The sequence below is a fragment of the Pedobacter sp. NEAU-ZC8 genome (assembly GCF_059278965.1).
In genome coordinates, this window is the sequence record NZ_JCAJXC010000002.1 from 23,591 (window position 1) to 45,114 (window position 21,524).

24 protein-coding genes are annotated in these 21,524 nt (G+C 45.1%); 8 read left to right on the plus strand and 16 right to left on the minus strand.

Translation table 11 applies throughout. The features are described from left to right. The first annotated feature begins 46 nt into the window (after window positions 1-46). From AC5WJX_RS01815 to AC5WJX_RS01835, 5 genes are all read left to right on the plus strand, one after another. Window positions 47-979, plus strand: a complete 933-nt coding sequence (locus AC5WJX_RS01815; protein ID WP_440428839.1) for a hydrogen peroxide-inducible genes activator — start codon at window positions 47-49, stop codon at window positions 977-979. A 56-nt stretch (window positions 980-1,035) separates the two neighbouring features. Next, window positions 1,036-1,371: a tRNA-binding protein gene (locus AC5WJX_RS01820; protein WP_494483117.1), complete on the plus strand. Its 336-nt coding sequence runs from the start codon at window positions 1,036-1,038 to the stop codon at window positions 1,369-1,371. A gap of 17 nt (window positions 1,372-1,388) precedes the next feature. Continuing rightward, the gene (locus tag AC5WJX_RS01825) at window positions 1,389-1,862 is read left to right on the plus strand and encodes a nucleoside deaminase (RefSeq protein ID WP_494483118.1); all 474 of its coding nucleotides are present in this window, start codon (window positions 1,389-1,391) and stop codon (window positions 1,860-1,862) included. A gap of 78 nt (window positions 1,863-1,940) precedes the next feature. After that, complete coding sequence (locus AC5WJX_RS01830; RefSeq protein WP_494483119.1) at window positions 1,941-2,552, plus strand: superoxide dismutase; 612 nt, start codon at window positions 1,941-1,943, stop codon at window positions 2,550-2,552. 99 nt (window positions 2,553-2,651) lie between these two features. Next, window positions 2,652-3,839: a class I SAM-dependent rRNA methyltransferase gene (locus AC5WJX_RS01835; protein WP_494483120.1), complete on the plus strand. Its 1,188-nt coding sequence runs from the start codon at window positions 2,652-2,654 to the stop codon at window positions 3,837-3,839. A gap of 96 nt (window positions 3,840-3,935) precedes the next feature. Here the strand turns inward: AC5WJX_RS01835 and AC5WJX_RS01840 are convergent, their stop codons facing one another. From AC5WJX_RS01840 to AC5WJX_RS01860, 5 genes are all read right to left on the minus strand, one after another. Continuing rightward, window positions 3,936-4,991, minus strand: coding sequence for a nucleoid-associated protein (locus AC5WJX_RS01840; protein ID WP_440428834.1), 1,056 nt, complete (start codon window positions 4,989-4,991; stop codon window positions 3,936-3,938). A gap of 11 nt (window positions 4,992-5,002) precedes the next feature. Further along, a complete protein-coding gene (locus tag AC5WJX_RS01845; protein ID WP_440428833.1) occupies window positions 5,003-5,788 on the minus strand; it encodes a TerC family protein in 786 nt (261 codons plus the stop codon). Between the two features lie 105 nt (window positions 5,789-5,893). Next, the gene (locus AC5WJX_RS01850; RefSeq protein ID WP_494483121.1) at window positions 5,894-7,051 is read right to left on the minus strand and encodes a DUF4097 family beta strand repeat-containing protein; all 1,158 of its coding nucleotides are present in this window, start codon (window positions 7,049-7,051) and stop codon (window positions 5,894-5,896) included. Then, the gene (locus AC5WJX_RS01855; RefSeq protein WP_494483122.1) at window positions 7,048-7,569 is read right to left on the minus strand and encodes a hypothetical protein; all 522 of its coding nucleotides are present in this window, start codon (window positions 7,567-7,569) and stop codon (window positions 7,048-7,050) included. The genes AC5WJX_RS01850 and AC5WJX_RS01855 overlap by 4 nt, the downstream gene beginning before the upstream one ends. After that, window positions 7,553-8,116 carry an RNA polymerase sigma factor gene (locus AC5WJX_RS01860; protein WP_494483123.1) on the minus strand — a complete coding sequence of 188 codons (564 nt, stop codon included), beginning with the start codon at window positions 8,114-8,116 and terminating at the stop codon, window positions 7,553-7,555. Before AC5WJX_RS01860 ends, AC5WJX_RS01855 begins: the two co-directional genes overlap by 17 nt. 243 nt (window positions 8,117-8,359) lie before the next feature. Between AC5WJX_RS01860 and aspS the strand changes: the two genes are divergently transcribed. Beyond that, complete coding sequence (gene aspS / locus AC5WJX_RS01865) at window positions 8,360-10,108, plus strand: aspartate--tRNA ligase (protein WP_494483124.1); 1,749 nt, start codon at window positions 8,360-8,362, stop codon at window positions 10,106-10,108. Window positions 10,109-10,149: 41 nt separating this feature from the next. On the opposite strand, the gene AC5WJX_RS01870 is transcribed toward aspS, so the two are convergent. The 7 genes from AC5WJX_RS01870 to AC5WJX_RS01900 all read right to left on the minus strand — a co-directional run bounded on the left by AC5WJX_RS01870 (window position 10,150) and on the right by AC5WJX_RS01900 (window position 15,022). Next, entirely contained in the window at window positions 10,150-10,599 is a 450-nt protein-coding gene (locus AC5WJX_RS01870) for a hypothetical protein (RefSeq protein ID WP_440428828.1), read from the minus strand. Then, window positions 10,583-10,957 carry a phage holin family protein gene (locus AC5WJX_RS01875; RefSeq protein WP_440428827.1) on the minus strand — a complete coding sequence of 125 codons (375 nt, stop codon included), beginning with the start codon at window positions 10,955-10,957 and terminating at the stop codon, window positions 10,583-10,585. The genes AC5WJX_RS01870 and AC5WJX_RS01875 overlap by 17 nt, the downstream gene beginning before the upstream one ends. 20 nt (window positions 10,958-10,977) lie before the next feature. Further along, on the minus strand, window positions 10,978-11,241 hold the full coding sequence (locus tag AC5WJX_RS01880; protein ID WP_494483125.1) for a YtxH domain-containing protein: 264 nt from the start codon (window positions 11,239-11,241) through the stop codon (window positions 10,978-10,980). A 34-nt stretch (window positions 11,242-11,275) separates the two neighbouring features. Then, complete coding sequence (locus AC5WJX_RS01885) at window positions 11,276-12,328, minus strand: AI-2E family transporter (RefSeq protein ID WP_494483126.1); 1,053 nt, start codon at window positions 12,326-12,328, stop codon at window positions 11,276-11,278. A gap of 6 nt (window positions 12,329-12,334) precedes the next feature. After that, entirely contained in the window at window positions 12,335-13,717 is a 1,383-nt protein-coding gene (locus tag AC5WJX_RS01890) for a sigma-54-dependent transcriptional regulator (protein ID WP_494483127.1), read from the minus strand. A 101-nt stretch (window positions 13,718-13,818) separates the two neighbouring features. After that, window positions 13,819-14,601: an enoyl-CoA hydratase/isomerase family protein gene (locus tag AC5WJX_RS01895; protein WP_494483128.1), complete on the minus strand. Its 783-nt coding sequence runs from the start codon at window positions 14,599-14,601 to the stop codon at window positions 13,819-13,821. A gap of 1 nt (window position 14,602) precedes the next feature. Continuing rightward, window positions 14,603-15,022 (minus strand): cobalamin B12-binding domain-containing protein, encoded by a 420-nt coding sequence (locus AC5WJX_RS01900; protein ID WP_494483129.1) that lies wholly within the window; start codon window positions 15,020-15,022, stop codon window positions 14,603-14,605. A gap of 79 nt (window positions 15,023-15,101) precedes the next feature. On the opposite strand from AC5WJX_RS01900, the gene AC5WJX_RS01905 reads away from it, so the two are divergent. Continuing rightward, the gene (locus AC5WJX_RS01905) at window positions 15,102-16,763 is read left to right on the plus strand and encodes a glutamine--tRNA ligase/YqeY domain fusion protein (protein WP_494483130.1); all 1,662 of its coding nucleotides are present in this window, start codon (window positions 15,102-15,104) and stop codon (window positions 16,761-16,763) included. A 377-nt stretch (window positions 16,764-17,140) separates the two neighbouring features. On the opposite strand, the gene AC5WJX_RS01910 is transcribed toward AC5WJX_RS01905, so the two are convergent. Beyond that, on the minus strand, window positions 17,141-17,965 hold the full coding sequence (locus AC5WJX_RS01910) for an N-acetylmuramoyl-L-alanine amidase (protein WP_494483317.1): 825 nt from the start codon (window positions 17,963-17,965) through the stop codon (window positions 17,141-17,143). A gap of 121 nt (window positions 17,966-18,086) precedes the next feature. On the opposite strand from AC5WJX_RS01910, the gene AC5WJX_RS01915 reads away from it, so the two are divergent. Continuing rightward, complete coding sequence (locus tag AC5WJX_RS01915) at window positions 18,087-19,766, plus strand: DUF8614 domain-containing protein (protein WP_494483131.1); 1,680 nt, start codon at window positions 18,087-18,089, stop codon at window positions 19,764-19,766. Here AC5WJX_RS01915 and AC5WJX_RS01920 read toward each other — a convergent pair. The 3 genes from AC5WJX_RS01920 to AC5WJX_RS01930 are packed head-to-tail and all read right to left on the minus strand — an operon-like array spanning window position 19,761 to window position 21,523. After that, the gene (locus AC5WJX_RS01920) at window positions 19,761-20,123 is read right to left on the minus strand and encodes a response regulator (RefSeq protein ID WP_440428816.1); all 363 of its coding nucleotides are present in this window, start codon (window positions 20,121-20,123) and stop codon (window positions 19,761-19,763) included. The two genes, AC5WJX_RS01915 and AC5WJX_RS01920, sit on opposite strands and share 6 nt — an antisense overlap. 15 nt (window positions 20,124-20,138) lie before the next feature. Beyond that, entirely contained in the window at window positions 20,139-20,720 is a 582-nt protein-coding gene (locus tag AC5WJX_RS01925; protein ID WP_440428815.1) for a chemotaxis protein CheB, read from the minus strand. Further along, window positions 20,702-21,523, minus strand: coding sequence for a CheR family methyltransferase (locus tag AC5WJX_RS01930; protein ID WP_440428814.1), 822 nt, complete (start codon window positions 21,521-21,523; stop codon window positions 20,702-20,704). Before AC5WJX_RS01930 ends, AC5WJX_RS01925 begins: the two co-directional genes overlap by 19 nt. Between the last annotated feature and the right edge of the window lies 1 nt (window position 21,524).

The following is a 21,524-nucleotide window of genomic DNA, read 5'->3' on the forward strand; positions in this document are numbered from 1 at the left end:
ATAATTAAAGTTTATATATTTATCAAAGTATATAAACTTTAATTATATGACATTAGTACAGCTGGAATATATCGTTGCTGTTGATACTTACCGCAGTTTTGTAGGTGCAGCAGAAAAGTGCTTTGTAACGCAACCTACTTTAAGCATGCAGGTCCAGAAGCTGGAGGAAATGCTGAACGTGAAGATCTTTGACCGCAGCAAACAGCCAGTGGTACCAACAGAAATTGGTGCACAGATCATCGCCCAAGCCAGGGTTATTCTGCAGGAAAGTCATAAGGTTAAGGAGATCATCAACAGCCAGCAACAGGACATCGTTGGCGAGCTCCGCATAGGCATCATTCCAACGGTTGCCCCTTACCTGCTTCCCCAGGTCATCTCTGCGATGATGGAGAAATATCCTGATCTGAAACTACTCATTTGGGAATATACCACCGAAGACATCATCCATCACCTGAAAACCGGTGTACTGGATTGCGGCATCATGGCCACGCCTTTCGGTGATCCGGCTACGGAAGAACTTCCTTTATACTACGAGTCTTTCGTGACCTATATCAGCAAGAACAGTAAGCTCTATAAAAAGAAAAACATTGACCCGGATGATCTGGAGGAGGAGAACATCTGGCTCTTGAATGAGGGGCATTGTATGCGTTCTCAGGTGCTGAACATTTGCCGGACCACCAAGGATAATCGCCTGCAGGGCCTTACCTATAACACCGGCAGTGTGGAAACCTTAATCCGTATGGTTGACCGCAATGACGGCGCTACGCTGGTACCCGAGCTGGCGCTTGCGGAGCTGACCAACAAGCAACTGAGTAAGGTGCGCTCATTTAAATCCCCGGAACCCGTGCGGGAGATCAGCATCGTGACCCACAAGAATTTCATTAAAAAGCGCATGCTGAATGCATTCCGGGAAGAGATCCTCGCCGTGATTCCAAAGACGATGAAACAGCGCAAGAAAAAGGATGTAATTGGAATCTAAGTTTGGGATTTTAATTAGCAATTAGAACTTAAAATAAAAGCATAGTAAAGAGTATCATGAAAGAGATTACCTGGTCTGAATTTGAGCAAGTAGAACTCCGTGCAGGAACCATCCTGGAAGTTTTCGACTTTCCGGAAGCACGTAAACCAGCATTTAAAGTTAAGGTTGATTTTGGCCCTTACGGGCTACGGATGAGCTCGGCGCAGATCACCAAGCATTACACGAAGGAAACGCTGGTGGGGCGTCAGATTGTTGCCGTGACCAACTTTCCGAAGAAGCAGATCGGCAAGTTCATGTCGGAGTTCCTGGTGACGGGATTCGCTGATGAAAATGGCGACATCGTGTTAACGAGTCTGGAACGCCCTGTTCCCAATGGCAGCAAACTGATCTAAAGCCTTATCTTTGCGGCATGAGCTTTTACAATTTCGCAGAAGATAAAGACCCCAGGGCCGAACACGAGTATTTCATGCGCCTGGCATTGCAGGAAGCAGAGAAAGCTTTCCAGTTGGGCGAGATTCCAGTTGGTGCCGTAGTGGTTTGCAGGGGCCGTGTGGTAGGTCGTGGGCATAACCTTACCGAACAGCTTAACGACGTTACTGCTCATGCCGAAATGCAGGCTTTTACCGCAGCCAGTGAAACCTTGGGTGGCAAGTACTTAAAGGACTGCACGCTTTATGTAACCGTTGAACCTTGTGTAATGTGTGCAGGTGCAAGTTACTGGACGCAGATCAGCAAACTGGTTTATGGTGCACCAGAACCAAAAAGAGGCTTTACAAGCAAATGCAGCAATATTTTACATCCGAAAACAGTTATGGAAGCTGGAGTTCTGGCAGAAGAATGTGGCGAGCTGATGCGTAAGTTCTTTGCTGCCAGACGCGATTAAACTACTTGACAATAGGCTGAACAAACTTTGCAGCTGAATGTTATATTTGTATAGAATTTAAACTTAAATCATAAAAATATGGCTTTTGAACTACCTGCGTTACCATACGCAACTGACGCATTAGAACCGCATATCGATAAAATGACCATGGAAATCCACCATGACAAACATCATCAGGCATACGTTACCAACTTAAACAAGGCATTGGAAGGCAAACCAGAAGCTAGCCAAAGCATTGAAGATTTAATGAAGAACGTAGACAAGTTCCCTGCTGCAGTGAGAAACAATGGTGGCGGTCACTATAACCACTCGCTATTCTGGGAAGTTATCGGTCCGAACAAAGGCGGTGAGCCTAAAGGCCCTTTAGCAGATGCTATCAATGCTGCTTTTGGATCTTTCGCTGACTTCAAAACCAAATTTGCTGAAGCTGGTGCTACCCGTTTCGGTTCCGGATGGGCTTGGTTAATCGTAACTGCTGATAAGAAAGTTGCGGTTTGCTCTACCCCTAACCAGGACAACCCTTTGATGAGCATTGCAGAAGTTAAAGGTACTCCGATCTTGGGTATGGACGTTTGGGAGCATGCTTATTACTTGAAATATCAAAACAGACGCCCTGATTATATCGCGGCTTTCTGGAATGTAGTAAACTGGGATGCTGTTAGCGAGCGTTTCGAAAAATCTACAAAATAAGCTGATCTAATCTTTAGATCTTAAAACACCAATACCGCTGCCTGGTAGAAATATCATGCAGAAAGGTATTGGTGTTTTTGCTTTTAGTAACTTTGCGGCATGGTTGAAGTAATACTGAAAAAAGGAAAAGAAAAAGCAGCGCTGCAAAGACATCCATGGATATTCTCCGGTGCTTTGGATCGCATAAAAGGTAGTCCGGCAAACGGGGAAGTGGTGCGCGTATTGGCTGCAGATAAAGCGTTCCTGGCTTATGGTTATTTCAACGAAAAGAGTCGTGTTGCCGTGCGTATGCTGGAATGGGATGAAACGAAAACCATTGACCGCGACTGGTACCAGCAAAAGATCCGCACCGCTATTGCGTCGCGGGCACATGTGCTACAGCATGGGGATACCAATACCTGCCGCCTGGTATTCTCCGAGGCAGACTTCCTTCCGGGACTCATTGTAGATCGCTATGCGGACTTTCTTTCCCTGCAAATCCTAAGCGCAGGTATTGAAAATGCCAAAGAAGAGATCATCAGCATCCTGCGTGAAGAGTTACAGCCAAAAGGGATTTTTGATAAAAGCGATGCGACTGCACGTGGCCATGAAGACCTGGAAGTGGCCAACGGCTTGCTTTGGGGTGAGCAGCCACCAGAATTCCTGGAAGTAAAAGAGAATGGAATCCTATACCACATCAACATTGCAGGCGGACAGAAGTCGGGCTTTTATTGCGATCAACGGGATAACCGTCAGATCTTAGCAGCATACACTGCCGGTAAATCGGTGCTGGATTGTTTCTCATACAGCGGGGGTTTTTCTTTAAACAGTTTAAAAGCAGGTGCAACACATGTAACGAGTGTAGATAGCTCTGCACTGGCATTGGAAACATTGCAGCAGAACATTGATTTGAATGGCTTTGACAAAGCACAAAGCACCGTGGTTCAATCTGACGTAAATAAGCAACTACGTGCTTTTAAAGAAGAAGGCAGGAAGTTCGATGTGATTGTTTTGGATCCACCAAAATATGCGCCATCACGTTCTGCATTGGATCGTGCTGCTCGCGCCTATAAAGACTTAAATCGCCATGGCATGGGTTTACTGGAAAGTGGAGGCCTGCTGGCTACCTTCTCCTGCTCTGGCGCAGTAGATATCGAAACCTTCAAGCAGATCATCGCCTGGGCGGCATTAGATGCAGGTAAGGAAATCCAGATTGTGAAGCAATTTAGCCAGCCTGAAGATCATCCGGTAAGGATCTCCTTCCCAGAAGGTGAGTATTTGAAAGGCTTGCTTTTAAGAGTGCTGTAATACACCATAGATTGTAAAAAGCCTGCGTGTTCCTTTAATTGACACGCAGGCTTTTTACTTTAAGGGCTTTTGCAATAAGCTGAAGAAACGAACAGCTTAAGCTTCCTCTTTGAAATACACTTTGTAATAGTTCATGGATTTATCCTCATCAAAGCCTTTCTCAATGAGTTCTTTATCCCCATGAATATAGATGTGGAAGTTCCTGTCGAGCTTAATGATGCTTTTAAATACCCTTGCCTGCTTTTTAACGGCGGCTGTATTGATATCAAAGCTGTCTGGAATAGCCGTATCGAATTCCTCTTCGTAGCTCTTCTTAAAGTTCTTAAAGGATTCAATACCGTCTTCATTGGCGATCACCTCGTTGGCAAACTCATCCAGATCAAAGCTTTCTTTCTCTTTGAAGTACTTCATGGATTTGTTCAGCAGGTCAATCTTATCTGCCTTGGTCATCTCAAATTCTTCGTCCAGCTTTTCTGTTACGAAGCTCTTGTAAACCCCCAATACGTTGTTGGTTTGGTTGTAGTTATCATTGCGCACCTTTAACTTGAGGAACTCATCCTTCCAGTAAACGGCTTCTGCAGTCCTGTTGGTTTGATCAATTACAGCCACTTTGAAACCTTCTTCTTTATCGGTATTGAAGATCAGGCAGCCTTTATCGAGTTTGGTGATGTTGATGGCATCCTCCTCGTAACTTAAGTTGAAACCTGCCTGCTCAGGGTAGACCTTCAGGTATGTCTCCTTGGTTTCGGACTTGAAGATACCGATCGCATCCAGCAGTTCACCTTCAATCTGAACGTTTTCAAAATACGCTACGTACAACTCCCCGGACTTGATCTTCGGGTGACCAGATACTTCATACAGGTATTTTGCCAGCTGCTGACTATTCTCATGGAAGGTTGAGCCATCTGCGAATATCGCTTCTGCGAAATGGTAAACCTCATTCAGGTTCAGATCATTGTTTGGGTGTGTGAACCGGTATATTTCATTCACCTTCTGGTATGGACTCAGAAAATACTGAAGCAACAGGTTCTTCAGCAGGTTGTCCTGAATGTGCAGCGACTGATCAGAAAGCACGTAGAATTCGTCCTGGGATTTGTTTCCAATCCTGTGGATAGCAAGTTCAGCCAAGAAGGCTTCATAAAAAGAAATCATGTACAAAAGTACTAAACCTGATCTTCTTTCGGCGTATCTCTAAGTTCTACAGGTTTCCGTTCCTTGCCGCGCATCTTTAAGTTCAGCATTTCTACCAGGATAGAGAAGGCCATTGCGAAGTAGATGTATCCTTTAGGAATATGTTGATCCAACCCTTCTGCGAGCAAGGAAACGCCAATCAGTAGCAGGAATGACAGCGCCAGCATCTTTACCGTTGGGTGGTTGTTTACAAAATTACTGATCGCATTTGCGGAAACCATCATGATCAGCACGGCGATTATTACGGCAGCAATCATGATCTCCACGTGATCGGCCATACCTACGGCAGTAATTACGGAATCCAGGGAGAACACGATATCAAGGAGTAAGATCTGAATCAGTACACCTGCAAAGGTGTGCACTTTAGGGTTTCCGGTTTCATCTTCCTCCCCTTCCAGTTTGAGGTGTATCTCATGGGTACTCTTGTAGATCAGGAATAGTCCGCCGACAATCAGAATCAGGTCGCGTCCGGAAATGGCCAGTTTACTTAACCATTCTTCATTATCGACACTGATCCATTCGCCAATGTTGAACAAAGGAGAAGTTAAGGTCATCACCCAGCTTAGGGATAGCAACAGTAACACTCTGGTAATCATCGCAAGGCCCAGTCCCCATTGTCTGGCCTTCTTCTGCACATTTTGCGGCAGTTTAGAAGAAAGAATAGAGATAAAGATGATGTTATCAATACCAAGTACAATTTCAAGAAGGGTTAAGGTGATGAGGGAGATCCAGGCTTCCGGATTACTTAAGAGTTCCATAGGGTTGTCGATATTTGTTGCTAAGATATGAAAAAAGCTTGCTGAATGATCAACAAGCTTCTTTATGCTAGAGTTTTAAAAACCCCTGAATTGCTGTAGTTATTTTTATCGGAAGGTAACAGAGCCGTAAGAAGATTTAACACTCACCTGACCACTGCCGCCGCCATTGATGCTTCCTGTATAACTCTTTGAAAAGGAAACACGGCCTTCATCCTCGCCTTCAACTTTCGCAGATACCCCTGCGCCAAACTTGAAGCCGCCATAGCTGGTTCTTACATCCATTCGGCCCTTGTAGCCATCACTAAAACCAACGTCGACCCCACCGTATTGAGCGTTAATGGTCAGCACCTTTGAACTCTCAGCCACCTCGCCAATTCTAAGCTTGTTATATTGCACGCTTAAAATACCCTCTCCAGTTAGCCTTTCAATCGTCACATTCGAATATTGCGCACTCACGTTGATGTCTCTGGCGCTGCCTAAAGTTATTCCTCCCCCGTACTGCTGCTTAAGATTACCATTATTCAGGTCCTGTACCGTCATTTTACCATATTGCACATTGAGGTTGTTATTGGCACTGCTTAGCTTTTGGGCGTTGAAATTGCCGTACTGTACTTTAGCATTAACAGGCCCTGCATGGCTACCAAGCTCAACATTTCCATACTGCTGTGATAAGTTTAGCGGATTGCTTGAGGGAACATAAAGTGTATAGTTTACCCGCACTTCTCTACGCCATTTCTTCCCATTTCTGGTGCCGTTACCCCAGTTACCATTACGGTTGGTGTTCATTTGCGTTTTGAAGCTGATCTGATCGCCTGATTTCTCCGCCTCTATGTGGGTGTCATCTAAGAGCTTCTGTTGTTCCCCGGCATTATTGCTGTAAGCACTGATGGTAACATCTGCCTTCACTTCCTTCCGGTCCCAGGTCTTTATGGTGATGGAACCGAACTGATTGTTAACGCTGATCTTATCAGACGCAGCTGCAGAGAAGGTTTTGCTGAAGGTTTTTGTCAGCCCATCATCCTCTGAATCGTTGCTTGGGCTGTAGTTTTCTAAGGAAGGTGTTTCAGGTATAGCTGGCAATTCGGGGATCGCCGGCGTAGCCATGCTAGCATCCATAGCTGGCATTGATGGTGCTGCTGGTGCTGCTGGTGCAGTTAGTACTGTGCTTTTTAATGCAGAATATTGCGGTGCTGCCGGTATCTTTTGAGCGACAGCAATGGTTCCCAAGCTAATTGCTGCGAGCGTTACAAGGAAGTTTTTCATAGTTGGTTATCTTTTTTTACTTGTCTGACTTGATTTATAATTTGGAGCTGTTGCGAAACAACTTGTAACTGAAGTTCCAGGTTCTTCTCCATCGCCCGGATGATAAACTCCTGATTGGGACTCTTTGCCAGATCCTGCTTTAGCAGGTCATAGTCGGCCTGAATGCGCTCCAGGTCTGTACTGAACTTCTGATAGAGCTCTGGATTTTCTGCAGCGTACACCTGTAAGCTGTCTGTTTTCTTCTCGATCAAACTGGTAAACCGCACTTGTTTCTGCGCCTGACCAGGGTTCACCTGCGCCAGGGTACTGCTATGCTGTCCTTTTTGCGTGTACATGTACCCGATGCTGAAGACCACCAGTAAGGAAGCTGCAATGCTAATCCATAAGCGATTGTTCGGCCGCTTTTGCTCGGCCTTTTTTAACTGCTGCTCCATTTTGAACCATAGGTGCTCTCCCGGCGTTTCCGTGTCAAAAGCGGACTTATTGTTCCTGATAAAATCTTCAATTTCTCTGCTCATCCTTTTCTCCTTTCTTTTCTAGTAAGCGATGTAATCTTTGTTTTGCCCGCATATATTGCGTGCGTGATGTATTTTCTGAGATGTTCAAAATATGTGCAATTTCCTCATGATCATAACCTTCAAACAGATAGAGGGTTAACACCAGCCGATACCCATCCGGTAGCAAGGCGATTGCTTTTTTAACCAGATCTACCTGTAACTGAAGATCCTGATGATCATCTTCCACAGGTTCCGCGATATCAATTTCATCAACCGGCACCAGGTCCATCTTTCGCTTGCGCAGACAGGTGATCGATTTGTTGATCACGATCTGCTTCAGCCACAATCCGAAGGTGGTTTCAGCGCGGAACTCTTTAACACGCATAAACGCGTCCAGAAAAGACTCCTGCAGTACATCTTCAGCCTCCCCATGGTGATTCAGAATGCGGAAGGCTATATTGAACATGGCTTTGGCGTACAACTTGTAAATCTCAAATTGTGCCTGCCGGCTGCCCTGCCTGCATTCGTTGATCAAAGAAACATGTTTGTCTATGTATACCGCTTCCAAAGTAATATCCGGTTATCCAGTTTAAGGTTTGCTGCCCAATCTCCTCCATCTCAATTCTGATTAAAAGACTACCGGATTTTACAAATGTTGCATGTGCCGCAGATTTATTTCAGAATTTCCCGCTATAGCAGCAAAACGATGTCTTTTGAAAGTACAGAAATCAGTGCTGCAAGTCCTTAAAATAGAGATTGGCAGTGATATATGGCTCAAAATGAATATTTTTGCAGCTTAATACGATAAAAAATGCTAAGAACAACGACTTGCGGCGCATTGAACATTCAGAACATCGGTGAAAGTGTAACATTATGCGGATGGGTGCAGAAATCCAGAGACCTGGGCGGAATGACGTTTATTGATATCCGTGACCGTTACGGAATCACCCAGTTGGTTTTCAATATGGATGATAATCAGGAACTTTGCGAGACAGCACGTACACTTGGCCGGGAATTCGTGATTCAGGCTACCGGTACTGTAGTTGAGCGTTCCAATAAAAACCTTAAAATCCCTACTGGCGAAATAGAGATCAAGATCACAGCTTTGGAAGTCCTGAACGCCTCGAAGATCCCACCATTTTTGATCGATGATGAGACCGACGGTGGCGACGATCTAAGAATGAAATACCGTTACCTGGATTTACGCAGAAATCCGGTTAGAAATAACATGGTGTTGCGCCACAAGATGGCTCAAGCCGTAAGAAGATATCTGGATGCCTTAGACTTCATTGAGGTTGAAACACCGGTATTGATCAAATCTACCCCTGAAGGTGCAAGAGATTTCGTTGTGCCAAGCAGAATGAACGCCGGTGAGTTTTATGCTTTGCCACAATCCCCACAAACGTTCAAACAGCTGTTGATGGTATCGGGCTTCGACCGCTACTTCCAGATCGTAAAATGCTTCCGTGATGAGGATCTACGTGCCGACAGACAGCCTGAATTTACCCAGATCGACTGTGAGATGTCCTTCATCGAGCAGGAAGATATCCTGAATACTTTCGAAGGCCTGATCCGTACCTTATTCAAAGATATCAAAGGCATTGACCTTCCTGAAGTTCCTAGAATGCAATATGCGGATGCAATGCGCTTGTATGGTTCAGATAAACCAGATACCCGCTTTGACATGAAGTTCGTTGAACTGAACGACCTTGTTAAGGGCCATAACTTCCCCGTGTTTGAACAGGCAGAGCTTGTTGTGGGCATCAACGCCAAGGGTGCAGCACACTATACCCGTAAACAGCTTGACGAACTTACAGAGTTCATCAAACGTCCGCAGATTGGCGCTACCGGCCTGATCTACTACAGACACAATGAAGATGGTTCCATCAAATCTTCTGTAGACAAGTTCTATAACGAAGAGGAGTTGAAGAAATGGGCTGCAGCATTTAACTCAGCGCCAGGTGATTTAATCCTGATCCTCGCCGGTGTTAAAGATAAAGTTCGTAAACAGCTGAATGAACTGCGCTTAGAAATGGGTACCAGACTTGGTCTCCGTGATAAAAACACCTTCAGCGCCCTATGGGTACTTGATTTCCCACTATTGGAATGGGATGAAGAAACTGAGCGCTACCATGCCATGCACCATCCTTTTACCTCTCCAAAACCCGAGGATATCGCGCTTTTAGACACCAACCCTGGTGATGTGCGTGCAAATGCCTATGATATGGTTGTAAATGGTACCGAGATTGGTGGTGGATCTATCCGTATTCACGACAGGACCCTGCAGGCATTGATGTTTAAACACCTTGGATTTACCAAAGAAGAAGCACAAAAGCAGTTTGGCTTCCTAATGGATGCCTTCGAGTTCGGCGCACCTCCACACGGTGGTATTGCTTTCGGATTTGACAGGTTGTGCTCCATCTTCGCTGGTCTGGATACCATCCGTGATGTCATCGCATTCCCGAAAAACAACTCCGGCCGTGATGTAATGATCGACAGTCCATCGACAATCGATGATAAACAGCTCAAGGAACTGAGAATCAAAACAGATTTAAAATAATCAACATAAAAAAAGGAGCTCTAAGCTCCTTTTTTCATGTATTAATATGTTTCGCTATCAGGTGGAATGCCGTAATCCACATAACCAACCTGCCGCTTCGCTGCGATTTTCTTTTTGGCACCACCAAACCATGATTTAACATTGCTGAAGATCCCGCTGAGGTGTTCTGCATCCAGCGATTTACCAACCTTACTGGTTGCTAAACCTACAAGGGTTTTGGTGATAAATCCGGAGCCCCTGAACAAGGTGTTGTTCATCAATACCGGAAGTAAAAACGACATCACCCTACTACTGATATTCAGCTGATCATCAGCCTTACGGAAGGTAGATGGTGTGAGGTACTTTTTAGTCAGATTTTTAAAAGAATATTGTTTAACGTATACCTTGGCATCAGAGACCAATCGCTCCTCCTGCATGGTATATTCCGCTTTAAGGCCGCTTATTGCTGCCTGAAGCTCTTCTGCGTTCTTGATGTTATACTTTCTCCTCATCTTCCTTGTCCGCTAGTTTGGTGAAATACTTTTTTATAGCAATGTTTATGACTGCTGTTTCTACCTTCTCTTTCGCAAGCATTACAACTACTGCAATCAAAACCAGAAGCAAAGTCACTATTCCGAATCCTGCTGCATAACTGCCGATCAATTCAGATAAGAATAGTGCCAGGGTGATTATAGCAAAAAGAAAAGCCAGGATAAAGCAGATGATCATGAAAGTATTGGTGATGATATCTGCAACGAGCTTTGATGTTTTTTCTAAGAGATAAAAACGGGTATACTCCACCCGGGTTTCCAGATAAACTTTCGCGTCAGCATAAAGTTCTTCCAGCGTTTTTTCTTGATTTTCCTGCATCGTTGTAAGGTTAAGAAGTACTAAGCAATGTCTAATTCGTCGGCATACTCGTCATCATTGTTCATTTTGCCTTTCACGGAGTCTACGACCTTATCTTTAAGGCTGCTTAGGTGGTCCAGCTCTTCAGCAGCTTTCTCTTTAATGGTATCGCTCAGATCTTTAAAAGACTGTCCCAATCGCTCACGCGTTTCCGAACCAGCCTCTGGCGCAAATAATAAACCTAATGCTGCACCAGCTGCCAAACCTGCTAAAAGCCCTAATAATACTTTTGAACTATCATTCATAACCGTAAATTTTAAATTGTTTGTTTATCAAAGACTATAACTCTTGAGTTTCTGAAATTGTTTTAATTCTTTCCATTCTATCGGAGGCCAGGGCACTCGTTTCGTATATTTTAACCACAAGGATAAAGTACGATAACAACAGTGGACCAAAGACCAGGCCCAATATACCAAAAAGCGGGATTCCAATGACTACACCGATGACCGTAATGATCGGATGGATGTTTCCGACTCTTTTCGCGATAAGAAAACGCAGTACATTGTCGATGTTGATGATCACAACAAAGCCGAAGATGAGCATGGCATAACCCCCAAATTCATTGCCATTGACGATCTGCATTATTGCAGCAGGCACAAAGATGATCGGTGGACCAAGTACAGGAACAAAACAAATAAAGGTGGTAATAACACCCCAGAAAAAGGGATCGCTGAAGCCGAGTACAAAGAAAGAAAGGCTGACCAATGAACCCTGCACCAGGCAAATCAAACCCTGTCCCACCACATTGGCGAAGGTGGTGTTCTTCATTTCTTCCGCAAAGCGTAGTGCGTTCTGCTCACGAAAAGGCGCATACTTGAGCATAGCGGCTTCAAAACGCTCATGTTCTACCAGCATGAAGTATAGCAGGAAATACATGAGTAGCAGGCCTAAAACGATGTTGAAAGCGCCCGAAATGAGCGAGGGAAAGAGCTCTGTGGCCCAGGTGCCCGCCTTTCTTAATCCTTCACTGATTAAACGTTCGGCATCACCGCCTACGGGTACCAGATGCTGGATTTTGTAGAAAAGGTTTTTGTAATAGATCTGATCGCCCTGCAGCTCATGAATCTTCGTGATGACCATATTACTCAAACCATAGAAGGGGAGTACAATGAGCACAATGGAGGTAAAAAGCAGTAGAATGGCCGCAAAGCGCTTATTGAGGTGATGATCCTGAACTAGGTACAGGTACACCGGCCGGAGTATGGTATAAAGCACCAGAGTGCCTAATATGGAGCTGAATATCCCGAGAAGTGAATATGCAATTAGTCCCCCCAGAGCGACAATAATGACAAGATTTATATTATTACGCTGTTTATAGGTAAATAGGGACATACAAGTTTAGGTATCCAGATTGATTGCTTTCATTTTATTATAAAGTGTTTTCCGGTCTATATTTAAGATCTTAGCGGCCTTTGTTTTATTGAAGTTCACTTCACGCAACACCGCCAGTATTGCAGCATATTCCGCTTCAAAAGCTGCATTCTTCAAATCCCTAGGGCGTTCCGTTCTTTGAATACTGGTTTCAATAACCGCGCTTTTGGCATAAGTTGAAATCTCCAGCGGCAAAGCTTTAAGCTGAATCTCGGTACCTTCCGCGAGCAAGGCTGCACGTCTGATCACGTTTTTCAACTCCCTGACATTGCCTGGCCAGTTATAGGTTAGAAAACACTCCTCAACTTCCGTTGAAAATGATTGAACATCTTTATTCAGTTCTTTGTTTGCAAGCTTCAGAAAAGTGTGCGCAAAAACAAGAATATCCTTGCCACGTTGGCTTAAAGGCGGCAAACTGATCGAGAACTCATTAAAACGGTGATAAAGATCTTCCCTGAACTTACCCTTCTGAATGGCTACAGACAGGTTTTCATTGGTTGCTACAATAATGCGTACATCGAGGTCAATCTCTTTGGTGCTACCAATCCGTTTGATCTTACGCTCCTGAACCGTACGTAATAAGGCCGCTTGTATATCATAAGACAAATTACCCACCTCATCCAGAAATAGAGTACCACCATTAGCCATTTCGAAGTGCCCGATTTTGGTATAAAGTGCTCCGGTAAAAGACCCTTTCTCGTGCCCGAAAAACTCACTGCCCGCAAGTTCTTTCGTGAGCGAGCCACAATCCATGGCGATAAAAGGCATATCCTTTCTTGGGCTGTTCATGTGAATGGCCTTGGCCACCGACTCTTTTCCGGTACCGCTTTCGCCGGTAAGGATCACACTGTATGAAGTTGGTGCAACCAGTTCAATCTGTCTTAACAGATCCCTTGATGCCTGGCTTTGCCCGGCTACGAAGTTTGCATCCTGATTGTATGGTTGTTTATCTTTCTGCGGTTCTGCATTTTGCGTACCTGCAAGAGCATTTTGTGTTTCCAGGGCTTTATTTATGGTAGCGAGGATCTCGTCCGGATAAAGCGGCTTGGTGATATAATCAAAGGCACCCAATTTAATCAGCTCTACAGCAATTTTTACATCCGAGTAACCGGTGATGATAATTACACAGGTTTGTGGATATTTAGCTTTGATCTTTATTAATAATTCACGTCCATCCGTATCATCCAACCGATAATCGCAAAGTACCAGATCGTACTGTCTGCTGGTAAGATGATCAAGCGCTGAAGCACCCGAGGTAACAGCATCTACTACAAATCCGTTTTTCGTTAAAAATTTGGAAAGCAGTACACCTATATTTACCTCATCGTCAATTATTAAGATCTTTTTCATATGCTTACAAGAGCCCGTTAAATACAAAAGTAAAGATAAGCAAAAATTGTTAATGGGAAATATTTTCTACAGTTCAGGTAAAGCTACACCGGAGCTCCGGGTTAATTACCTGAAAACTGTGGCGACCGTTTCTCCAGGAAGGCAGAAACGCCTTCTTTGAAGTCCACCGTACCGAAACAAGCTGCAAAGGCCTTAATTTCAACATCAAAGCCGTTTACATCCACATCTACGGCTGCATTTACCGCAGCAATTGCATGGGCTATGGCTAGTGGAGCACGTTGTTTGATCCTGCCCAGCATACGTTCGGCTGTAGAAATGAGTTCCCCGGCGGGCACCACCTCATTAACCAGGCCAATCTGAGCAGCTTTCTGTGCGGTGATCATATCTGCTGTAGCAATCATTTCAAAAGCCCTTCCTTTACCCACCAACTGCGTTAGGCGTTGTGTGCCACCATACCCCGGGATAAGTCCTAAGGTAACTTCCGGCAGACCTAACTTTGCGCCTTCAACAGCAATTCGAAGGTGACAGGCCATGGCCAGTTCCAGTCCACCACCCAGTGCAAAGCCATTGATGGCAGCAACGAAAGGTTTTGTGCTCCGCTCGATGGCATTGAAAACTGCAGTCTGGCCATCTCTGGCAAGCTGTTCACCTTGCGTAACGTCAAAGTCGGCAAACTCGGAAATATCCGCACCCGCTACAAAGGCCTTTTCGCCAGCACCGGTAAGCAACACGCCAAGTACCTCCGGGGTGGTGTTCGCGTAGATCACCACATCTGCAAGCTCTTTCAACGTTTCACGGTTCAAAGCATTCATCTTTAGTGGCCTGTTGATGGTTACATACAGGATGTTGTCTTTGATTTCGGTAAGAAGATTTTGATATTCCATGTTAGAAGTTTCGGTTTTCGGTTACCCAGTTGGTAATATATTCGGTAATGGTTTGCATGGAGGTTCCTGGCGCAAATAACTCGCCTACCCCGATCTGTTTAAGTTTTAGCATATCCGCTTCCGGTATGATGCCGCCTCCGGTTACCAGTACATTTTCCAGCCCCTTTTGTTTCATAATGTCCATCATTTTCGGAAAGACGGTCATGTGCGCACCGGAAAGGATAGAGATCCCGATGGCATCAACGTCTTCCTGCAAAGCCGCATTTACGACCATCTCAGGGGTTTGTCGCAGGCCGGTGTAAATGACCTCCATGCCCGCATCGCGGAGTGCGGTAGCGATCACTTTAGCACCACGATCGTGGCCGTCCAGCCCTACTTTTGCCACTAAAACACGGATTGGCCTGTTCAAGGTTTTACTCATAAATAGTTAAGATAGCGGGTGGTAAAAGTAAGTAAATTAGCGGTTTTATATTAACTTTGGAGAAAAATTAACAGTTTTTATGAGTGAAGAAAGATCATTGAATTTTATTGAGGAAATCATTGAAAACGATTTACAAAGCGGAAAATACGAGACCCTGATCACCCGTTTCCCTCCGGAGCCAAATGGGTATTTACATATAGGACATGCCAAAGCGATTTGTTTGAACTTCGGACTTACAAAAAAATATGGCGGTTACACCAATCTACGTTTCGACGATACCAATCCAGTAACTGAAAAAACCGAGTACGTAGACAGCCAGCAGGCTGACATCAAATGGCTTGGTTTTGAATGGAAAAATGAATTATATACCTCAGATTACTTCGACCAGCTTTTCCAATTTGCGGTAACGCTGATTGAGGCCGGCCTGGCATACGTAGACCACAGCACTGCGGAAGAAATCGCACAGGCAAAAGGCACACCTACAGAGCCTGGTAAGGATAGCCCTTACCGTTCTCGTTCTGTGGAAGAGAACCTGGATCTTTTTAACCGCATGAAAAACGCTGAGTTTCCGGACGGTGCCTGCACTTTACGCGCAAAGATCGATATGGCCAGTCCGAACATGCTGATGCGCGACCCGATCATGTATCGCATTAAACATGCGGAACACCACCGTACCGGTAACAAATGGTGCATTTACCCGATGTACGATTTTGCGCATGGCCAAAGTGACAGCATTGAAAGCATTACCCACTCCCTTTGTACCCTGGAGTACGTTTCACACCGTGAATTGTACGACTGGTTCATTGAAAAACTGAACATCTTCCCTTCACATCAGTATGAGTTTGCACGTTTGAACCTGACCTATACGGTTATGAGCAAGCGTAAACTGCTGCAATTGGTTAATGAAGGTGTGGTAAGTGGCTGGGATGATCCAAGGATGCCAACGATCAGCGGTTTGAGACGACGCGGTTACACCCCGGAAAGTATCCGTGAGTTCTGCGACCGTATCGGGGTTGCGAAAAGAGAAAACCTGATCGAGCTTAGCTTGCTGGAATTCTGTGTCCGTGAGCACCTGAATAAAACGGCTAATCGCGTGATGGCTGTGCTGGATCCAATCAAGATGGTGATCACCAACTATCCTGAAGGTAATGGGGAGGTTCTCATCGGCGAGAATAATCCGGAAGCGGAGGATAAAGGCGGAACACGTGAAATTCCTTTCAGCAAAGCGCTGTGGATCGAACGTGAAGACTTTATGGAAGAGCCTGCCAAGAAGTGGTTCAGGTTAGCGCCTGGCGCCATGGTACGTTTAAAATTCGCTTACATCGTAAAGTGCGATAGCTTTGTGAAAGATGAAAATGGTAACGTAACCGAAATCCATTGTAGCTACATTCCAGAGTCCAAAAGCGGTGAAGACAGCAGCGGCATCAATGTAAAAGGCACGATCCACTGGGTAAGTGCACAACATGCTAAAACGGCGGAAATTAGGATATACGATCGCTTGTTCAGCGTAGAATCTCCTGACAGCGAAGAAGGCGACTTTAAAGATTATCTGAACCCTGACAGCATTAAGGTCATTCAAGAAGCATATATTGAACCTTATCTGGCGAGTGCTACTGCTGACACCAGATATCAGTTTATCCGTAAGGGCTATTACACCCTTGATAAAGACTCGACAGCGGAAAAGCTGGTATTTAACCAGACCGTGGGCTTGAAAGACGCCTGGGCGAAGGCAAAGAAATAAAGGCAAAGCCTTAAATACATATCATTCCAAGAGGATGTCTCAGCAATTGAGCATCCTCTTTTTTTATGCCCGAATCCTGGTGATTCCATGTCCGGGAACTGTCTGATGCCTTGCAGGTATTCCGCCCAGGAAGCTTGACCCAGTATTGCGGAAGCATCGGATCAAACGCACACCTGACCCACATCAAGCGCACACCAAGTGCACACCAAACGCACACAGCTGTGTGTTTGGTGTGCGTGTGATGTGCCTCAGACCTTCGGTTGATCCGAACCTGCCGGCACTGCGTTGCCGCAGCAATGTCTACGTACAAAAAAGCCTGTCTTCATTCAGGATGAGACAGGCTGTATAACATTTGCCCAAAAGGCAATTCGTGGCTGTTACATGTATTTAGGGTACAGGTTATACAACACCAGCCTAACACCTGGTGTAATGGTAGGCCCGGTTTCTGTGGGCAGAAAATGTCTTTTGAAAGCAGTTACTGCTGCGCCGACGTTACTGATATCATAACCGATAATTCTTAAAGCCACAAGTGGATCAAACTCCGGTGGTGGCATCTTTAACACCTGGTCGTACCAGAGTCCGAAGCCACGGTCGGCAAGTGTTTTCCAGGGAAAGTTGTTTGGATCGGGCTTCCGCTTTGGAGCCAGGTCCGCATGACCAATAAAGTTTGCCCTTGGAATGTTGTATTTCTTTTTCAAAGTAGCCAATAAACCCAGAAGGCTATTGATCTGGGCCGTGGAATAGGCTTCCGAGCCATTATTATCCAGCTCTATCCCGATGGAGGAAGAGTTCAGATCTGTATCATTCCCCCATTTGCCCAAGCCGGCATGCTGAGAACGCAGGTAATCATTCACCATCTGTACCACTTTTCCATCGCGGCTCACCACGTAGTGCGCGCTAACGCCCGTCCTGGCAAGCGTAAAGGTTTTAATGGTCTGATCAAGGGAATTTTGTGCCGTATGGTGTATTACCACAAAGTTCGGCTTACGGATGCCGAAGTTCACCGAGCCAATAAAGGACTGTACTTCTGGTCTAAGCGAATCAATGAACTGTCCTTGAGGGGGCATCGCTTTGATGTTGTTGGCGAAATTTTCTGCCTGCTGTTTGTAAATCTTATTCGTTGCGGCGTATTTATTGCTTGAACATGCCGAAAAAGCAATTGCAGCAAGCATTAAAGAGAGGAGTTTGTAAGGTCTGAACATGTTGGATTTCAAAAGTGTGAAATTAGGATTTATTCGCCAATGCAGCCAACAGGATCGCGATTCTTTATAGAAGCCTAATATTTAGTAGTTTTGACCCTCCAATCGTTTGAAATTATATTGAATGAAATTATTTAATAAAACAACCTTATTTCTAACCGGCTGCGCATTGGCAGCTAGCCTTCATTCCTGCACCAATACGGCCAGTAATACAGAAAAAAAGACGAATACTGTTGTACTGCCAGACAGCTTACAGGAATACGTAAATGACAGAATAAAGACCTATGAAACGGTTAAACTGACAACGAACCTTAATCAGCTGAGCACCGCGGAACGTAAAATGCTGCCATTGCTGATCCAGGCTGCTCAGATTATGGACGAGCTTTTCTGGTTGCAGACTTATCCGCAAAGAGACAGCCTTTTGAATGCGGTTAAAGATGACCGGGCCAAAGAATTTATCCGGATCAACTATGGTCCATGGGACCGCCTAAACAACAATAAACCCTTTATTGCGGGCATTGGTTTGAAACCAGCGGGAGCAACATTTTACCCGGCAGACATGACCAAGGAAGAGCTTGAAAAATCAGACTTGAAGGATAAGTATGGGCAGTACAGTGTTGTTCAAAGAGATTCGACCGGCAAACTGATGACCGTTCCTTATCACGAGCTTTTTGCAACCCAGTTACAGCGCGCTTCGAGCCTGCTGAAACAAGCGGCGCTGATTGCGGAAGATGAAGGTCTGAAAAAGTACCTGAACCTGCGTGCAGATGCACTTACCTCGGATGATTATACCGCCAGCGACCTGGCCTGGATGGATATGAAAGATAATGGACTGGACATCATCATCGGTCCGATTGAGAACTATGAAGATAATCTCTTCAATGCACGGGCATCATACGAAGCTTATGTGCTTGTAAAAGACAAGGAATGGAGTAAACGGCTGGCCAAATATGTAAGCCTGCTTCCAGGGCTTCAGAAAGGCTTACCGGTGCCTGCAAAGTATAAACAGGAAAAACCAGGTGTAGATTCGGAGCTTAATGCCTATGATGTGGTATTTTATGCCGGAGATTGCAACGCGGGTTCTAAAACGATTGCCGTGAACCTTCCAAATGACGCGATGATACAGCAGAAAAAAGGCACCAGAAGGTCGCAGTTGAAGAACGCCATGCAGGCGAAGTTCGACAAGATCCTGGTTCCGATCGCTAACGAACTGATCGATAAGGAGCAACAACAATACATCAACTTCGACGCGTTTTTCGCCAATGTCATGTTCCATGAAGTTGCGCATGGATTGGGTATTAAAAAGACTGTAAATGGTAAAGGTCTGGTTAAAGATGCGCTGAAAGAGCAGTTTTCCTGGCTGGAAGAAGGTAAAGCAGATGTTTTAGGACTTTACATGGTAACCAACATGCTTAAAGCAGGCGAGCTGCAGGGCGATATTAAGGCGTATTACACGACCTACATGGCCGGCTTATTACGTTCTGTTCGTTTTGGTGCAGCCAGCGCACATGGTCAGGCCAATATGCAGGGCTTTAACTTCTTTAAGCAACAAGGTGCTTTCACAAGAACTGCAAATGGAACGTACAAAGTTGATTATGTAAAGTTTGAACAGGCAATGAATGCCCTGAGTAAAATGATCCTCACCTTACAGGGTGACGGGGATCGCGCGGCTGTAGCAAAAGCACAAGCTGAAAACGCAGTCATCAGCAGCGAACTTAAGCAGGACCTGGATAATTTAAATAAGAAGGGAATTCCGGTAGATATCGTTTTTCAACAAGGTGTAGACGTATTGGGTGGATTATAAGTACTTACTTATAATCTTCTCCAATTCTTCGATATCAAATGGCTTGGAAAGATAATCATCCGCGCCGGCCTGTTCAGCCAGGGATTTAACGTCATTATTCGCAGAAAAATAGATTACAGGAATATGGGAAAGCTCCTTGTGGGCTTTCAATTCCTTAGTCGCATCTATACCACCTACATCCGGAAGCCAGTTGTCCATGAATATAATATCAGGCACGTAGGATGAAACCTGGTCAATGATATTGTTTGATGTAGAGGAGGTCTTGATTTCGTAACCAGCGTCTTCAAGAATGATTGTGCATAGATCGAGTATGTCAACATTGTCGTCAAAGACGAACACCTTTTTTGCCTTGCTCATGTATGTTAATTTAATCTAAGATAACAAATTTATAAATTTTGCGGTATCTTCAATGTTTAATGATGCATCAATTACAACATTCTGTGCGGCTTGCGCAGGCATGTAAGGCACCTGTGCATCTGCCGGATTTTGGATAATCGCCCTGCCACGGTAGGCTTTAACCGCTTTCAAACCATTCACCCCATCAGCATTTGAACCGGAAAGCAACATACAAACCAGTTTGTCTTCATACACCTCTGCAGCGGTCTGAAAGGTTACATCTATCGAGGGCCGGGAATAGTTAACCTTCTCTGAGGAGTCGAGCGAAAAAGTAAGATCCTGTTCAATCAGGAGATGGTAATCGGATGGAGCAACGTAGATGGTACCTGCAAGTATCGGTTCTTTCTCCTCAACTTCTTTTACAATCAAGGTTGTCCTGCCCTTCAACAATTCCGGAAGCAGTGAATCTGCGCCATGTTTACGGTGGATCACAATGATGATTGGAAAAGGCAGATCGGGCCTTAAATCCGGCAGTACCTTTAGCAGTACATCCAGGCTCCCCGCAGAGCCGCCAATGATCAGGGCCTCACAGGTTTTCATCAGGTCATCTTCCTCCATATTTTCTCATTCGGTAACCTTCGGTACCGTTTTGATACGTTAGAAAATTCCAGGGTTTCCTTACTGCCTAAGGCCAGGTAGCCCAGCTCCTCAAGACTGTCGTCGAACAGGCTGATCACTTTGTGCTGCAGATCACGATCAAAATAGATCAGTACATTGCGGCATAAGATCAGCTGAAATTCATTAAAGGAACGATCAGAAACCAGGTTATGGGTAGAAAAGATGATCTTTCTTCGCAGATCATCATTGAACTTCGCTAAAGAATACTTCGCCGTGTAGTAGCTGGAGAAGTCCTTGCTACCGCCCGAAAGAATGTAGTTTTCCGAATACTGCTTCATCTGGCTAAGGCCGAACATCCCCTGCGCAGCTTTTTCCAGCACGGCGGGATTAAGGTCTGTAGCGTAAACCAAGGACTTGTGCAGCAGGTTTAATTCCTGCAACAGGATGCAGATCGAATAAGCTTCCTCGCCGGTAGAACAGCCTGCCACCCAAATACGGATCAATGGGTAGGTGCCAAGTTTCGGCAGCACCTCGTTCCTCAGGGTCTTGAAGAATGTTGGGTCACGGAACATCTCGGTTACGTTAACCGTGATCTGCTCCACAAAACGCTTGAAGTATACCGGATCATTCGCAATTTTAAACCTGAATTCGGCAAAACTTAAGGCTTTGTCTATGCTGTATAAGCGATGGATACGACGTTTTAATGAAGCTCTCGAGTAGCCCGTGAAGTCGTAACCATACCGCTCCAGCAAATCTGCCAGCAGTATGTCGATCTGATCTTCTGTAATTACAGTACCTTCCAAA

Coding starts and splice junctions, on each gene's coding strand:
- AC5WJX_RS01815 (WP_440428839.1), top strand. CDS start 47: ATGACATTAGTACAGCTGGAATATATCGTTGCTGTTGATACTTACCGC.
- AC5WJX_RS01820 (WP_494483117.1), top strand. CDS start 1,036: ATGAAAGAGATTACCTGGTCTGAATTTGAGCAAGTAGAACTCCGTGCA.
- AC5WJX_RS01825 (WP_494483118.1), top strand. CDS start 1,389: ATGAGCTTTTACAATTTCGCAGAAGATAAAGACCCCAGGGCCGAACAC.
- AC5WJX_RS01830 (WP_494483119.1), top strand. CDS start 1,941: ATGGCTTTTGAACTACCTGCGTTACCATACGCAACTGACGCATTAGAA.
- AC5WJX_RS01835 (WP_494483120.1), top strand. CDS start 2,652: ATGGTTGAAGTAATACTGAAAAAAGGAAAAGAAAAAGCAGCGCTGCAA.
- AC5WJX_RS01840 (WP_440428834.1), bottom strand. CDS start 4,991: ATGATTTCTTTTTATGAAGCCTTCTTGGCTGAACTTGCTATCCACAGG.
- AC5WJX_RS01845 (WP_440428833.1), bottom strand. CDS start 5,788: ATGGAACTCTTAAGTAATCCGGAAGCCTGGATCTCCCTCATCACCTTA.
- AC5WJX_RS01850 (WP_494483121.1), bottom strand. CDS start 7,051: ATGAAAAACTTCCTTGTAACGCTCGCAGCAATTAGCTTGGGAACCATT.
- AC5WJX_RS01855 (WP_494483122.1), bottom strand. CDS start 7,569: ATGAGCAGAGAAATTGAAGATTTTATCAGGAACAATAAGTCCGCTTTT.
- aspS (WP_494483124.1), top strand. CDS start 8,360: ATGCTAAGAACAACGACTTGCGGCGCATTGAACATTCAGAACATCGGT.
- AC5WJX_RS01870 (WP_440428828.1), bottom strand. CDS start 10,599: ATGAGGAGAAAGTATAACATCAAGAACGCAGAAGAGCTTCAGGCAGCA.
- AC5WJX_RS01875 (WP_440428827.1), bottom strand. CDS start 10,957: ATGCAGGAAAATCAAGAAAAAACGCTGGAAGAACTTTATGCTGACGCG.
- AC5WJX_RS01880 (WP_494483125.1), bottom strand. CDS start 11,241: ATGAATGATAGTTCAAAAGTATTATTAGGGCTTTTAGCAGGTTTGGCA.
- AC5WJX_RS01885 (WP_494483126.1), bottom strand. CDS start 12,328: ATGTCCCTATTTACCTATAAACAGCGTAATAATATAAATCTTGTCATT.
- AC5WJX_RS01890 (WP_494483127.1), bottom strand. CDS start 13,717: ATGAAAAAGATCTTAATAATTGACGATGAGGTAAATATAGGTGTACTG.
- AC5WJX_RS01895 (WP_494483128.1), bottom strand. CDS start 14,601: ATGGAATATCAAAATCTTCTTACCGAAATCAAAGACAACATCCTGTAT.
- AC5WJX_RS01900 (WP_494483129.1), bottom strand. CDS start 15,022: ATGAGTAAAACCTTGAACAGGCCAATCCGTGTTTTAGTGGCAAAAGTA.
- AC5WJX_RS01905 (WP_494483130.1), top strand. CDS start 15,102: ATGAGTGAAGAAAGATCATTGAATTTTATTGAGGAAATCATTGAAAAC.
- AC5WJX_RS01910 (WP_494483317.1), bottom strand. CDS start 17,965: ATGTTCAGACCTTACAAACTCCTCTCTTTAATGCTTGCTGCAATTGCT.
- AC5WJX_RS01915 (WP_494483131.1), top strand. CDS start 18,087: ATGAAATTATTTAATAAAACAACCTTATTTCTAACCGGCTGCGCATTG.
- AC5WJX_RS01920 (WP_440428816.1), bottom strand. CDS start 20,123: ATGAGCAAGGCAAAAAAGGTGTTCGTCTTTGACGACAATGTTGACATA.
- AC5WJX_RS01925 (WP_440428815.1), bottom strand. CDS start 20,720: ATGGAGGAAGATGACCTGATGAAAACCTGTGAGGCCCTGATCATTGGC.